The 14966-nt window shown below is 62.2% G+C and carries 8 protein-coding genes; 2 read left to right on the forward strand and 6 right to left on the reverse strand.

Features of this window, described 5'->3' with window-relative positions:
- The first annotated feature begins 21 nt into the window (after positions 1 to 21).
- The gene (locus ACZ0AZ_RS18345; protein ID WP_463537847.1) at positions 22 to 984 is read left to right on the forward strand and encodes an alpha/beta hydrolase; all 963 of its coding nucleotides are present in this window, start codon (positions 22 to 24) and stop codon (positions 982 to 984) included.
- 840 nt (positions 985 to 1824) lie between these two features.
- Here ACZ0AZ_RS18345 and ACZ0AZ_RS18350 read toward each other — a convergent pair.
- The 5 genes from ACZ0AZ_RS18350 to pvdM all read right to left on the reverse strand — a co-directional run bounded on the left by ACZ0AZ_RS18350 (position 1825) and on the right by pvdM (position 9754).
- On the reverse strand, positions 1825 to 4308 hold the full coding sequence (locus ACZ0AZ_RS18350) for a TonB-dependent siderophore receptor (protein ID WP_463537848.1): 2484 nt from the start codon (positions 4306 to 4308) through the stop codon (positions 1825 to 1827).
- A gap of 115 nt (positions 4309 to 4423) precedes the next feature.
- Positions 4424 to 6073: a cyclic peptide export ABC transporter gene (locus tag ACZ0AZ_RS18355; RefSeq protein ID WP_463537849.1), complete on the reverse strand. Its 1650-nt coding sequence runs from the start codon at positions 6071 to 6073 to the stop codon at positions 4424 to 4426.
- A gap of 109 nt (positions 6074 to 6182) precedes the next feature.
- Positions 6183 to 7070, reverse strand: coding sequence for a dihydropyoverdine dehydrogenase (pvdO, locus tag ACZ0AZ_RS18360; protein ID WP_463537850.1), 888 nt, complete (start codon positions 7068 to 7070; stop codon positions 6183 to 6185).
- A 36-nt stretch (positions 7071 to 7106) separates the two neighbouring features.
- Entirely contained in the window at positions 7107 to 8393 is a 1287-nt protein-coding gene (pvdN, locus tag ACZ0AZ_RS18365) for a pyoverdine-tailoring periplasmic protein PvdN (RefSeq protein ID WP_310407320.1), read from the reverse strand.
- Positions 8390 to 9754, reverse strand: coding sequence for a pyoverdine-tailoring dipeptidase-like protein PvdM (gene pvdM, locus ACZ0AZ_RS18370; RefSeq protein ID WP_463537851.1), 1365 nt, complete (start codon positions 9752 to 9754; stop codon positions 8390 to 8392). The genes pvdN and pvdM overlap by 4 nt, the downstream gene beginning before the upstream one ends.
- Positions 9755 to 9960: 206 nt before the next feature.
- Between pvdM and pvdP the strand changes: the two genes are divergently transcribed.
- Positions 9961 to 11586 (forward strand): pyoverdine maturation tyrosinase PvdP, encoded by a 1626-nt coding sequence (gene pvdP / locus ACZ0AZ_RS18375; RefSeq protein WP_463537852.1) that lies wholly within the window; start codon positions 9961 to 9963, stop codon positions 11584 to 11586.
- 1983 nt (positions 11587 to 13569) lie between these two features.
- On the opposite strand, the gene ACZ0AZ_RS18380 is transcribed toward pvdP, so the two are convergent.
- Complete coding sequence (locus ACZ0AZ_RS18380; protein ID WP_463537853.1) at positions 13570 to 14964, reverse strand: efflux transporter outer membrane subunit; 1395 nt, start codon at positions 14962 to 14964, stop codon at positions 13570 to 13572.
- Between the last annotated feature and the right edge of the window lie 2 nt (positions 14965 to 14966).

Genomic DNA, 14966 nt, shown 5'->3' on the forward strand with positions numbered 1-14966 from the left:
CGGATACAAGGATTTTTAACGATGTCGTTACACCCTGATCTGGAAGCTTTCCTCGACCTCGCTCAAGACAGCCAGGACGCCGGCCTGCCGGCCATGCACCAACTGACCCCGAGCGAGGCCCGCGCCATATTCGAACAGACCACCGCGCAACTGCGCTGGCCGGCGCCGCAGGATCTTGAAGTCAGCGAGATTGAGACACTGGCCCGGGATGGCGCGGCGCTGGCGTTACGTTTGTATCGGCCCAACGGCGTTGAATCGCCGCTGCCGGTGCTGGTGTATTTCCACGGTGGCGGATTTGTCGTTGGCAGTCTGGATTCCCACGACGGCGTCTGCCGCGAGTTTTGCCAGCGCACGCCGTGTGCGGTGCTCTCGGTCGGTTATCGGCTGGCGCCAGAGCATCGCTTTCCGACGGCGCTGGAGGATGGCGAGGACGCTTTGGCCTGGCTGGCGGAACAGGCTGCGAGTCTCGGCCTGGATGGTTCGCGCGTTGCGTTTGGCGGCGACAGCGCAGGCGCGACGTTGGCGACGGTGTTGGCCATTCAGGCGGTGCGGCAACCGCACACGGTGGCGATCGCGCCGAAGGCGCAGTTGTTGTGTTATCCGGTGACGGATGCTTCGCGGGTGCATGATTCTCGGCTGTTGTTTGGCGAGGGGTATTTGCTCGAGAACGACACGCTGGAGTGGTTTTATCAGCACTATGCGCGTGGGCCGGAGGATTATCTCGATTGGCGTTTTTCGCCGTTGCTGGCGGAGGATTTGCGTGGGGTGGCGCCGGCCATTGTGCTGCTTGCCGGGTTTGATCCGTTGCTGGATGAGGGGCAGGTTTATGTCGACAGGCTGCGTGGGCAGGGGGTTGAGGTCGAGGTCGAGGTTTGTGCCGGGTTGACTCATGATTTGTTGCGGTTGGGGGCAGTGGTGCCTGGGGTTCTGGAGGTTTATTTGCGGATGGGTGGGGCGCTTGCGCGGGCTTTTGAGGTTGGGTGAATATCCGTTGCTTTGGTAGCGGCTGCTGGCGGTTTCGCCTGACGGCGACTTACTTTTTTACAAGCGCCAAAAAAAGTAAGCAAAAAACGCTAGCTCCTACGTTCGGCCCTCGCAGGCTCGGGTTCCTTCGCTGCGGGATCGATCCGGGCGCAGCGGCTACGGTTTGCTTCGCTGCACCTCCTTCCGCTGTGTTCGACTTCGTCGAACGGTCGCTGCGCTCCCACGCCCGGATCAATCCCTCCACTCAGCCTTCCGATGTCGCCGGTGGATCAAGATCAAGAGCACTCGAGCTTGCGCTCATTGTTGAGTGGTGCGGCTTCGCCGCGGGCAGCTGCGCTGCCTTGCTTTTGCTTTTGTGGGAGCGAGCCTGCTCGCGAAGGCGTCCTGACAGCCGACCGATTTCTCTATGCCCGCACCTGATCCAACTGTAGGAGCCGCCGAAGGCTGCGATCTTTTGATCTGGCTTTTGCTTTGGCTTTTGATCCGGCTCTTGATCTTTTGCCCCTTCGGCAGGCTTCGTTACGGGATCGATCCGGGTGTGGGAGCGCAGCGACCGTACGACGCAGTCGTACACAGCGGAAGGAGGTGCAGCGAAGCAAACCGTAGCCGCTGCGCCTGGATCGGTCCCGTAACGAAGGTACCCCGAGCTTTAGCGAGCGGGCCGTACGCCGGGGCAAAGCCTTTTGGGTTACCTTTTTGGCGTTTGAAAAAGGTGACTCGCTGTAAGAGCGAAACCGCCAGCGGCAACACCCGCAGCAACGGATAAGCTCCCAATCCCCAAAAAACAAAAAAACCCCACATCTCACAATGCGGGGCTCTCTCACAGCTCAAATCAAAAAATCAGAAATCAGCCTTCACCGACATCACAAAATTCCGCGGTTCACCATAGAAGTTACCGAACCCCTCGGTCCCAATGGTCGCGTAATAACGCTTGTCGAACAGGTTGTTGCCGTTCAACGCCACCGACCAGGTGTCATCGATCCGATATCCAATGCGACCGTTCCAGACCGCATAACCCGCGCCATCGACATTGTCCCCGCCCAGTGGCGAAACGCGGTAGGTACCTGTCTGTGCATTGACACCCGCACCAATGGTCACACGGTCCAGCGGTCCGCTCAGGGCGTAATCACCCCAGACGCGCAACAGGTGACGCGGCACGTAGGAGTTGTAGACCGCGCCATCCTGAGTGGCGTCGGCATCCTCCAGCACTTTGGTCTGGGTGTAGGTATAACCGGCCAGCAATTGCAGGCGGTCGATCACTTCACCGCTGACTTCAGCTTCAAAGCCCTGGGCGCGAACCTTGCCCGAGTTGATTTGGCACGAACTGTCTTCGCACCGCAGGTCATCCTGGGCCGCGTCTTTCTGGATGGTGCGGAACAGGTTGAACGTGGTGTTCAGACGACCGTCGTACCACTCACCCTTGATCCCCAGCTCGTAGCTCTGGCCAATCAGCGGCTTGAGCGTGCTGCCGTCGATGGTTTTGTACGAGCCTTGCGGGGTGAAGATGTCGGTGTAGCTGGCGTAGGCGGTCAGGTTGTCGTTGAGGTCGTAGAGCAGGCCGGCAAACGGCGTGACCTGGCCGGATTCGGTGGACTGGGTGTTGACCTCGGTGCCTTCGCCGCGGAAGTACTGCACCGAGTCGGTGTCGGATTTGTACCAGCTGACCCGGCTGCCGAGTACCAGGGTCATCGGGTCGGCGAGTTTCAGGCGGGCGATCGAGTAAGCACCGTATTGCTTGATGTGCATGTCCACCGGGCCGCCACGGGAAGCGTTGGCCAGGTAATAGCTTTCATCCGGCTGCGGGATGTTGTGGTTCGGGTTGAACACGTTCTGGCGCTGTGGCAACGCGGCCACCGCATAGAAGTCGTCCTTGTGTGAACGGCTGGCGTTGGCGCCGACGATCAGTTCGTGCTGCTGGCCGAAGGCGTCGAATTTGCCGTCGACGTAAGCATCGAAACCGTAGTCGCGCTGGTCGTAGTCATAGGTACTGCCGAGCATCAGCGTATTGGTGGCGGTGGCGCCCAATGGCACTGTGCCGCTCGGGAAGGAATATTCCATGTCCTGGGTGTTGCGCGAGTACACACCGGCAACTTTCAGCGACCAGTCATCGTTGAACTGGTGTTTGACGTCGGCGAAGTAGGTGGCGCGTTTGCTGCGCTGGTTGTTCCACGAGGTGTTCAGGCAGGTGGAGCGTTTCAGGTGCAGGTCGGAGCCGTCGGCGTAGCGCGGCAGGCCGCCCCAGCACGGGGTGGCGTCGACGTCTTCATAGGCCATGCCCAGGCCGAGGGTGGTGTCGGGACTGAGGTCGAAGTCCAGGGCGCCGTAGTAGATCTGGTCGCGGCGTTCAGCCACGTCGTAGAAATACTGCCGGGTCTGCTGGGTCACCACGGCGCGGCCACGGACAGTGCCAGCGTCGTTCAGCGGGCCGCCGGTGTCGACCTGGCCGCGGTAGTTGTCCCAGGTCCCGGCCGACAGCGACAGCTGCGTGTGCGGGGTGTCCTGGCCGCGCTTGCGCACGAAGTTGACGCCGCCGGCGGTGCCGCCCGCGCCCTTCATCATGCCGGCCGCGCCGCGGAGGATTTCCACGCGGTCGTAAATGGCCATGTCACTGTTGAAACTGTCCGCCTGCACGTAGCTGCTGCCGATGTCCAGCGGCACGCCGTCGTACTGGTACTGGCCGCTCATGCGGAAACCGCGCGAGTAGAAATACTTGCCGCCCATGGGCGAGTCGTAGACGGTGATGCCCGGGGTCTTCTCCATCACCTGTTCGATGGTGTTGAGGTTCTGGTCATCGAGCATCTTGCGGGTCATCACCGTGACCGACTGCGGCGTTTCCTTCAGCGAATGCACGCCCTTGCCGATGGTCACGCCGCCGGTGGTGTAGGAGTTGCTGCCTTCGGTGGTGGCGCCGAGGCGGTTGGCGTTGACGTTGGTCGGCGCCAGTTCCATTGCGCTGCCGCCAGTGGCCGGGCCGAGCACGGTGACGGTGTTGCCGTCACGCTGATAGCGAATGCCGGTGCCGCTGAGCATGGCCTTGAGCGACTCGTCGTCCTGATAGCGGCCGTTGAGGGCGCTGGAGCGCAGGCCTTGCAGGCTTTCCGGGCTGTAGACGATTTGCAGGCTGGTCTGCTGACCGAGGGTCTGCAGGGCCTGGGCCAGCGGTTGGGCCGGAATGTTCAGGGTCCATTCCTGGGCCTGGACATACGGCGCTGCCGCGAGGGTCAGTGCCAGACCCAGGCCGCTACCGGCCAGGCGTGTGCGGGTCGCGCCGTGCATCAGCAGGGCTCGAGTCAGAGGGCGAAGCATGAAACGGGATGCGGACATGAGGTTAAGACCTTGGCAGGTATAGTTGTTAATGGTTCTTATTCATCTCATTAAGACGAGGAAGCCGCGGCAAACCGGAAAAGTTTTTTCTCCGGCCCGGTCGCGGCTGCCTCGATCAAGCGGTTTGCAGTTCGCTTCTGACCTTGCCGGCCTCCATGCGCACCAGTTGATCGGCGACGTCGAAGTAACGGTCGTCGTGGGAAATCACGATGATGGTTTTGCCCAGACGCTTGAGGTCGGGCAGCAGCTCGGTATAGAAGATCCGCCGGAAGGTCGGGTCCTGATCCGCCGCCCATTCATCGAACACCAGCACCGGCCGCTCTTCGAGCCAGGCGTTGACCAGTGCCAGGCGTTTGCGCTGGCCGGTGGACAGGTCGGTGGTGCTGAAGGCGCCGTCGCGCACGCTGACCTTGTGCGCGATCTCCAGACGTTCGAGGTAGCGGGTGGCATCCTGCGGCACTTCGCGATCACCCTGGATCAAGTCATCGAACAGGTAGTAGTCGGCGAAGATCGTAGTGAAGTTCTGGCGGTAATCGTCGCGGCTGACCGCAGTGATCGGCTTGTCGTTAACGCGAATTTCGCCCTCGGTCGGCGCATACAAACCCAGCAGCAATTTGATCAGCGTGGTTTTGCCGCAGCCGTTCTCACCGACGATGAACACGATGTCGCCCTGTTCGATGCGCAGGTTCACCGGGCCGAGGCGGAACGGTTCGCTGCCTTCCACGGGCGGGAAGGCGTAGCGCACGTTGCGCAGTTCCAGGCTGTTGACGGCGGCCGGCTTGCTGCCCTTATCCTGCAGCAACAGGTGCGGTTCCGGCGAGGAGAACTGTTCACTCAGCTCGGCGATGCGGCGAAAGGCAATCTGCGCGCGGCTGATGATCGGTAGGGTACTGATCAAGTGCTCCAGCGGCCCCTTCATGTACAGCAGCACCAGAACGAAACCGCTCATCACCGCTTTGTCGGCACTCGGCCACAGCGATTGCAGGGCCAGCGCCATGCCGATGACCACGAAGAACAGCATCGAGCCAAACGACTTGGCGATGACGAACGTGTTGATCGATCTGATCTGGGTGTCGCAGATTTTCTCGGCGGTTTTCTGAATGCCGGCGACGAACATGCGCTGGCGACGCGGGCGGTGAATGCGCAGTTCCTTGGCGCCTTCGGCGATCGCGTTGTAATGCTTTTGCAGTTCGTCTTCGGAGTCGCGGGCAGCGCAGAAACCGCGCATGCCCTTGGCCCGCGCAATTGCTTGGATGGTGGTGCCGATGGCGATGGCCACCAGCATCATCAGGAACATCGGCCACGACAGCATGGCCAGATAGCCGAGACAGCCAAGGGTCACGGTCATGGAAATCGCCAACGGTGCAAAGGCGAAGGCGAAGTCGCTGATGGTGTCGACGTCGTGGGTCAGCACCGGAATCAGGCGGTGGCTGCGATAGCGTTCGATCTGGTCGATCGGCGCCGACAGGACTTTCTCCCCCAGCTCTTTGCGCAGTTTGGCGATGATGTGCTGGCCGACATAGTTGGTGCCGATGTCCGACAGGATCGTAGTCAGCAGGGCCAGGGCACAGAGGCCGGCGAAGATCATCACCACGGTACGGGTAAGGCCGTCATCGGAGTGCAGGGCGTTGTTGATGGTCGCCAGCAGCACGGTGACGCTCAGGCCGCCGAGCATGCCGAGCACGATGGACGCCGAGACGATCAGGCGGAAGGGCTTGAGCAGGGCGAACAATTCGTTGATCGCCCCACGCGTAGGCTTGGTCATGGAGGATTCCTGCTTCGATGCGGAGGGAGTGCCGGTACTTAAGGAAAACGAATGGTCGCGGAGTTTCTTTAACCGAGCGCAGGCGTGGCTGCGCTCGTCGAGGGCAGTGTCAGAGGTCGCGCACTACGCGAAAGCCCAGCCAGTCGCCCTTGCTGGTTGGCCAGCTGCTGTTGCGGTTGCCCGAGCGCGAGAAGATCGGCGCCTCGCCCCAATCGTTGCCGCGCATGACTTGGCGTTCGCAGTTTTCCTGGGTCCATGGGCGACCGTCGGCGGGCACGCCGGAGTAGTCCGGGTGATAGCAATCGGCAGTCCATTCGTATACGTTGCCGTGGGCGTCGAACACGCCAAACGCGTTGGCCGGGAAGGTGCCGGCGGGCGAGGTGAAGTTGTAGCCGTCGGCCGCGCCGTAGGTGTTGGCGTGCCTGGAGATCTGGTAATCCTTGCCCTCATCGAACGGAAAGGGGAAAGGCCCGGCGCTGCCACCACGGGCGGCGTATTCGCGGATCGATTCGCTTTGCAGGCGATAGGCGTGGCCGGTCTTTTTCGACAGCCAGTCGATGTAGCCCTGGGCTTCGGCGACGTTCATGCACACCGCTGGATCGCGGGGCGTCTGTTTGAATTCCGGCTTGCCGGCGGTGCAACGACGGCCCGGGCGATCATCGAAGTCATAGGGCTTGTTGCCGGTCTCGCGCACGTAGGCGTCCCATTCGCCCACCAGCACCTGCGAGCGGCTGATAGCGAATGGTTTGCTGAACGTCACCGTGTGCAGCGGGCCTTCGTCGGGTTGGCGGCCGACTTCATCGTCCGGTGTGCCCATGGTGTAGCTGCCGGTCGGCAGCACGACCATTTCCGGGCAGTCCTTGCAGTCCTTGAACACTTTGCCAGCAGCGGGCGCGGTCGCTGCCAGCGCGTTGCCGGGAGTCAGTGCGGCGCAGAGGGCGCTCAGCGCCAGTGCGGGCAGGGCTTTGGAGAGGTGTGACGCGTGAGGCTTTTTCATGGGTCGTCTCTTTGAAAGGAAAACGGCAGTCGAGGGTCAGGCGCGCAGCTTTTTGCCGAGGATGTCCATGAAGCGATCCACTTCGGCTTCGCTGTTGAGCAAGCCCGGCGCGGTGCGAATCACCGGCCCGACGTCGCGGCTGACCGCGTCGCAGATCACCCGGTTTTGCATCAGATAAGCGGCAACTTCGTCACTGTCCTGGCCCTTGATCCGGAAGAAGGTGAAACCGGCGGAGAACTGCGAGTCGAGCGGGGTCACCAATTCGATGTTGCGGTGCTCCTGCAAGCGCTCCTTTAGGTAGCTGTTGAGCTGATGAATGCGTGTCTGCACCTCGGCCTTGCCCAGTTGCAGGTGCAACTTAAAGGCTTCGTCCAGCGCCCAGCGATGCTCGAAGGCGTGGTAGCCGCCCGGGGTCATGATGGTCGAGAAAGCCGTGGCCTCGGAGAAGGTCGGAACGCTGGGGCTGACGTATTTCAGTTCTTCCGTGCGGCTGCAGACGATGCCGGTGCCACGCGGGCCGAACATCCACTTGTGGGTGCCGGCGATGAAAAAGTCGCAGTTCATCTGCGGGAAACTCAGGTCGTCGACGCCGAAACCGTGCACGCCATCGACCACGTAAATCAGCCGATCCTGGTCGTCGCGCTGGCGGTTGTGCTCATCGACCAGCCGCGAAATCTCGCTGATCGGCAGTTTCACGCCGCTCCCGGAATGCACCCAGGTCATGCCCAGCACGCGGGTCTCGGGGCGGATATTACGGTTGATCGTGTCGAGCACCTGATCCAGAGAAATGCTTTGCGGGGTTTCGAACAGGGTGAGTTTGCGCACGCGCGTGCCGTCACGCCGGCTGCGGAAATCGAGAATGTTGCGCGTCGAGTAATGCTCGTGAACCGTGGTGAGGATCTCCTGATCCGCGCGCACCTGCACACTGCCGTAGATCATCGCCAGGCCTTCGGTGGTGCTGCCGGTCAGGGCGATCTGCGCCGGTTTGGCTTGCAGGTACTGGCCGGCCCACTGGCGCGCGTTTTCTTCACGCTTCTCGGTGACGCCAAGATCCCAATCCATCGCCAGCCCCGGATTCAAATCCAGCGCCGCGCGATGGCGTTCGATGGCTTCGCGCACCGGTTTGGGGTGTGAGGTGACGAGGAAATTGGCGAAGTGAATCGCTAGGGGATCCTGATCGAACAACTGACGCAACTGCGCCCATTTATCCCGCGATGCAGCGGCCGGCGCAGCGATTGCCGCCGGCGCAGTCAGGCTGGCGCCCAGGGGCAGGGCGGCGGCGAGCAGGCCGGCGTGTTTCAGAAAAGTGCGACGATCAGTCATGGCCGGGCCACCTCCTGGCGCGACGCCAGTGCCGGTTTCGCGGCTTTTTGTACCTGATCCCAGACGCGCATGAAGTTGCCGCCCCAGAGCTTGGCGATGTCCGCCTCGGAGTAGCCGCGCTGCAGCAGTTCGGCGGTGACGTTGCGGATCTCGCCGACGTTTTCCCAGCCCTTGATGCCGCCGCCATCGTTGAAATCCGAGGCGATGCCGACGTGGTCGATACCGATCTTGCGCACCGTGTAATCGATGGCATCGCCAAAGTCCTTGAGGGTGGCTTTCGGTTCTTCTTCAAGGATTGCGTAGAGGCCGCTGGCGTACTGGCCGAGCTTCTGTTCCGACCAGGCGGTGATGATCGGATCGCCCGGCATCAGCGCCATGGCCAGATTGGGCAGTGGCGGCAGATCGAAGCGCGCACGCAGCGCATTGAGTTTGTCCTGCGTGCCCTGGGTCAGCGGTTTCAGGTATTGCGAGAAAGCGACGACTTGCACCACGCCGCCACTGTTCTTGATCAGTTGCAGCTCTTTGTCGCTGAGGTTGCGCGGGATATCCACCGCCGCCCGGGGCGCCGAGTGCGAGGCCACCAGCGGTGTGCGGCTCAGTTCGGCGACTTGCTCGAGGGCCTTGGTCGACATCTGCGAAACATCGATGATCACGCCCAGATCGTTCAAGCGCTGCACCGCTTGTTTGCCGATGTCCGACAGACCATTGAGGGCATCGGGCGAATCATTGAAAAACGGTAGCGGCCGCGACGAGTCGGCCCAGCTGTTGTTGCCGATGTAACTGAAGCCGAACATGCGCATGCCGCGCCCGGCCCACAGGTCGAGCTTGCTCAGGTCATTGCCCAGCGGGTAGGCGTTGAGCATGCTGATGAAAATCGCAAACTTGCCTTCGCCGTGCAGGCGGCGGAAATCATCCGGCGTGTAGGCGATGCCGGCCTGATTGGGGAAGTCGCGGACGATCCCGGAAATGATCTTGTAGCGCACCTCCTGCTGATTGCGCGCTTCTTCGACAAAACCCTCGGTGGGACGGTGCGGGGCGTTCGGGCCGTTCCACATTTCCGGCCAGCCGAATACCGTCAGCGCCGCGCCGGACAGGCGCCCGCGATTGGCCTTGACCAGGTCGAACTGGCCCGAGCCATCCTTGTCGGCTTCGTGGTCGTGGCTGCCGAAACTCAGCGGCACGGTGATGTGGCTGTCGAACGACAGCAGGCGATCCTGCAACTCGCTCGCCTGTTTCATCACCTTCACCGGGTAGCCGGGGTTGTTCAGGTAATCCCAGGCCAGAAACCCTGCGCCGGCACTGATCGCCAGGGCCAGTGGCAGGCCGATGAATAGAGCCTTTTTCCAACGCGGTTTTGTCATTGCCATCTCATTCAGTTCGCCGTCGAGGTACAGGCGCAGGGGCCTTTGCTATCTGGGAAGAACGAGTGGCTGCAGGGCTAATTTAGGCGCGCGTTACAAATGCCCGGCAGCGGCGCATGGATGTTTTGCCGGCGGCGTAAATTTCCCCGCCGAGCAAACGTTCTAGCTTGGATAAAGCCTGCTTCATGGCTGACACAGGTAGGGCAATGACGATCTCTCGACGCTGGTTCATGGCGGGCATGGCACTTACGGGCGCCGCGCTGCCTGCCGCTTTTTATGCACATCGTGAACTGACCCGCGAGGAGTTTCCGATCACCCCGGGCGAAGCCACGGTCGATCTGGCGGACACCGCCGGGCAGCAGCTGGCGGACAATTTGCGTGGGGTCTGGGACATTCGCTTTACCGGTGCGGCAGCGGGGCTTGATGGTTTGCCAGCGCAAGGCCTGGAGCTGTTTCTCGACATTGCCCATCGTGGGCGCGGCCTGCGTGGTTATCTCGACACCGGGACGAATCTGCGTGCCGAGGGGCCTGCGCGTTATCAAGTGATCGGCGATCTGGCACCGGGCAACGGCGCCGAGATGTATTGGCGCCTGCTGCGCACCGATGCGCCGCTGGCGCCGCCGGTGTATGAATTCAAAGTCAAACTGGATGAGGTCTGGGCGGCGTTCGGCAATGCCGGCAGCGCCACGTTCACCGGGCAAGTGCTGCGTCTGGATCGGCCGTTGGCGTGGCCCGAGCTGGACAATCAGTTCATCGCTATCAAGCGGCGTTTTCCCGAGGCCCGTGAACGCACCGGGCTTAATCCGCAACTGTTGGCCTGGCTGGTGGCGCCCGAACATCGTTTGTTCCATCAGCTCTGGCACGCCACCCGCGACAAGTGGCACAAGCTCTCGGAGAAAAAACGCGAAGCGCTGCGCGGCATCGGCTGGCAGCCCGGGCCGCGTGACAAGGAGCGCGATGCCCGTGGGCCGAGCAAGGATCGCAATGGCTCGGGCGTTGACTTTTTCTTTATGCACCGGCACATGCTCGGCATCGCCCGCTCGATGCAGGATTTGCCTTCCTGGCCGGCGTTCCCGCCGCCGCAGCCTGAGCTGGAACGTGACCGCCAAGGCTTCGCGCGTTATTTCGACAATCACGACGGTAATTCACTGCCGCCAACCTGGCTGGCCGAGGGCGATGACGAGTACACCAAGTGGGTCAGCGACATCAAGGCGGCGGAGACTTTCCAGAGCAATTTCCTGGTCTGGGAATCGCAGTACCGCGACCCGCGTTATTTGTCGAAATTGACCCTTGGCCAGTTCGGTTCCGAAGTGGAACTGGGCCTGCACGACTGGCTGCACATGCGCTGGGCTTCGGTGGCGCGCGATCCGTCCAACGACATTCCGGTGCCGATGGCGCGCGATCAGGCGGATTTCGCTGCGCGCTGGTATGCGCCGGAAAACGACTTTCTCGGTGATCCGTTTTCCTCCCACGTGAACCCGGTGTTCTGGCGCTTTCACGGCTGGATCGATGATCGCCTGGAAGACTGGTTCCGCGCCCATGAACGTTTTCATCCGGGCGAAGTGAGCCGTTTGCAAGTCAACGGCGTGCCGTGGTTTGCGCCGGGACGCTGGGTGGAAGTCGCCGACCCCTGGCTCGGCCCCGACACCCACGGCTGCAGCACCGTGCCCGGCCTGCAGGTCGGGCGCTCGGTGGAGATGGACCCGGAAACCATGAAACTGGCGCTGCGCATCACCTTCGGCGACGAAGACAACATGACCGAGCTGTTCCGCAAAGTCCCACAGCGCCCGTGGTATGCGCGGTATCTGAAGGTCAAGGGCCGACAGCTTTAGATCGGTTCAACGCATACTCAGAATTGATCGCAATCCCTTGTAGGAGCGAGCCTGCTCGCGAAAGCGGTGTGTCATCCAGTGCATCATTGCCTGACACGGCCTCTTCGCGAGCAAGCCCGCTCCCACAGGTGGGCATGGTCGGGCGAAGTTTTTGGCCTGACCCGAATTTCATTGTGGGAGCGGGCTTGCTCGCGAAAGCGGTATGTCATCCAGTGCATCATTGCCTGACACGACCTCTTCGCGAGCAGGCTCGCTCCCGCAGAGTGGGCATGGTCGGGGCGAAGTATTTGGCCTGGCCCGAATTTCATTGTGGGAGCGGGCTTGCTCGCGAATGCGGTGGGTCATCCGTTACATCTTTGCCTGACACGGCCTCTTCGCGACCATGCCCGCTCCCACAGAGTGGGCATGGTCGGAGCGAAGTTTTTGGCCTGACCCGAATTTCATTGTGGGAGCGGGCTTGCTCGCGAAGGCGGTGGGTCATCCGTTACATCTTTGACTGACACGGCCTCTTCGCGAGCAGGCTCGCTCCCACAGGGGGGCATGGTCGGGGCAAAGGTTTTGGCCTGACCCGAATTTCATTGTGGGAGCGGGCTTGCTCGCGAAAGCGGTGGGTCATCCAGTGCATCATTGCCTGACACGGCCTCTTCGCGAGCAAGCCCGCTCCCACAGGGGGGCATGATCGGGGCGAAGGTTTTGGCCTGGCCCGAATTTCATTGCGGGAGCGGGCTTGCTCGCGAAAGCGGTGAGTCATCCAGTGCATCATTGCCTGACACGGCCTCTTCGCGAGCAAGCCCGCTCCCACAGAGGGGCATGGTCGGGGCGAAGGTTTTGGCCTGACACGGATTTCATTGTGGGAGCGGGCTTGCTCGCGAAAGCGGTGGGTCATCCATTACATCTTTGACTGACACGGCCTCTTCGCGAGCAAGCCCTCTCCCACAGGGGGGCATGGTCGGGGCAAAGGTTTTGGCCTGGCCCGAATTTCATTGCGGGAGCGGGCTTGCTCGCGAATGCGCTGGGTCATCCGTTACATCTTTGACTGACACGGCCTCTTCGCGAGCAAGCCCGCTCCCACAGGGGGGCATGGTCGGGGCAAAGGTTTTGGCCTGGCCCGAATTTCATTGTGGGAGCGGGCTTGCTCGCGAATGCGGTGGGTCATCCGTTACATCTTTGACTGACACGGCCTCTTCGCGAGCAAGCCCGCTCCCACAGGGGGGCATGATCGGGGCGAAGGTTTTGGCCTGGCCCGAATTTCATTGTGGGAGCGGGCTTGCTCGCGAATGCGGTGGGTCATCCGTTACATCTTTGACTGACACGGCCTCTTCGCGAGCAGGCTCGCTCCCACAGAGTGGGCATGGTCGGAGCGAAGTATTTGGCCTGGCCCGAATTTCATTGTGGGAGCGAGCTTGCTCATGAAAGCGGTGGGTCATCCGTTACATCTTTGACTGACACGGCCTCTTCGCGAGCAGGCTCGCTCCCACAGAGTGGGCATGGTCGGAGCGAAGTATTTGGCCTGGCCCGAATTTCATTGTGGGAGCGGGCTTGCTCGCGAAGGCGGTGTGTCATCCAGATGCATCAGTGCCTGACACGGCCTCTTCGCGAGCAAGCCCGCTCCCACAGGGGGGCATGGTCGGGCGAAGTTTTTGGCCTGACCCGAATTTCATTGTGGGAGCGGGCTTGCTCGCGAAAGCGGTGAGTCATCCAGTGCATCATTGCCTGACACGGCCTCTTCGCGAGCAAGCCCGCTCCCACAGAGTGGGCATGGTCGGGCGAAGTTTTTGGCCTGACCCGAATTTCATTGTGGGAGCGGGCTTGCTCATGAAAGCGGTGGGTCATCCGTTACATCTTTGACTGATACGGCCTCTTCGCGAGCAAGCCCGCTCCCACAGGGGGGGCATGGTCGGGGCGAAGTATTTGGCCTGGCCCGAATTTCATTGTGGGAGCGGGCTTGCTCGCGAAGGCGTCAGTCCGGTCGACGCATCTCCGTCAGATCTCCTCCCAGCCCCCACCCAACGCTTTGTACAAGGCAATGCTCGCCTGCAATCGCGACAGGCGCAGTTGCACGTTGAGGTCTTGCGCCGCATACAGCGTGCGCTGGGTTTGCAGGACGGTGAGCAGGTCTTCGGCGCCGGCCTGGTAGCGGCTCTGGGCGATGTCGAAGGCGGTTTGTGCCTGGTTCAGTTCTTCGCTTTGCCATTGCCGCTGTTCGTCGAGGCCGCGAATGCTGCTGAGGGCTTTTTCGACGTCGGCGAAGCCGTTGATGATCGCCCCGCGATAGGTCACCAGCAGTTCGTCCTGGCGGGCCTTGGCCTTGTCGCGTTCGGCGCTGAGGCGGCCGTTGTTGAAGATCGGCGCGGTCAGCCCCGAGGACAGGTTGTAGAACGTCGTGCGCAGCAAATCGGCGGCGAGATCAGCGCCGCTGCCGAGGCTTGCCGTCAGGGTGATTTTCGGCAGCATGGCGGCGCGGGCGACGGTGACATCAGCCTGGGCTGCGGCGAGCCTGGCCTCGGCGCTGGCAATGTCCGGACGCCGACTGAGCAAGTCGCTCGGTACGCCGCTAGCGATGTCTGGCCAGTGCAATTGGGCGAAGGATTGCGTGGGCAACGGCAAGGTTTGCACCGGTTGGCCGAGCAGGGCGGCGAGGCTGATCAGTGCTTCGCGCGCCTGTTGATGCACCAGCGGCAGGCGGCGCTGTTGTTCGGCCACCAGGCTTTTCTGCTGGGCCAGTTCCAGCGCGGTGGCGCTGCCGGCGTCGAAACGGGTCTGCACCAGATGCAGGACATTTTGCGCATTGGCCAGATTGAGTCCGGCAATGCGCGCCTGCTCACGCAAGGCCAGGGCCTGGGTGTAACTGTTGGCGACGCCGCTGAGCAAGGTCAGCTCGACGGTGGCGCGGTCGAACTCGCTGGCCTGCACACCGAACACCGCACTGTCGCGGGCGGCACGCTTGCCGCCCCAAAAGTCGATTTCGTAACTGGCGCTGAGCTCGGCATCGTAATAATCCAGCGAGCGATTCTCGGGACTGACATCCAGCTGGCTGTAGCCCTTGCCGTGAATCAGTTTCTGCCGGTTGGCGTTGAGCCCGGCCTTGAGTTCGGGCAGCAGCGGGGCGCCGGCGATGGTTGCGCTGGCCTCGGCCTGTCTGACCCGCGCCACGGCGGCGGCGAGGTCGTAGCTGCCCAGCCGCGCCTGTTCCACCAGCCGCTCCAGCTCGGGGCTGCCGAATTGCGTCCACCATTGCCGATTGCTCTGCAGCGCGCCATGGTTGGCGGCGGACTGCCACGCGCTCGGTGGCTGCACGCCGCTGTCCAGGCGCGGCGCCGGGCTGCTGCAGGCCGCCAGCAACAGGCTGGCGGCGAGAAACGTCAGTCGCACTTTCATAG

Source organism: Pseudomonas sp. AC239 (genome assembly GCF_979258545.1).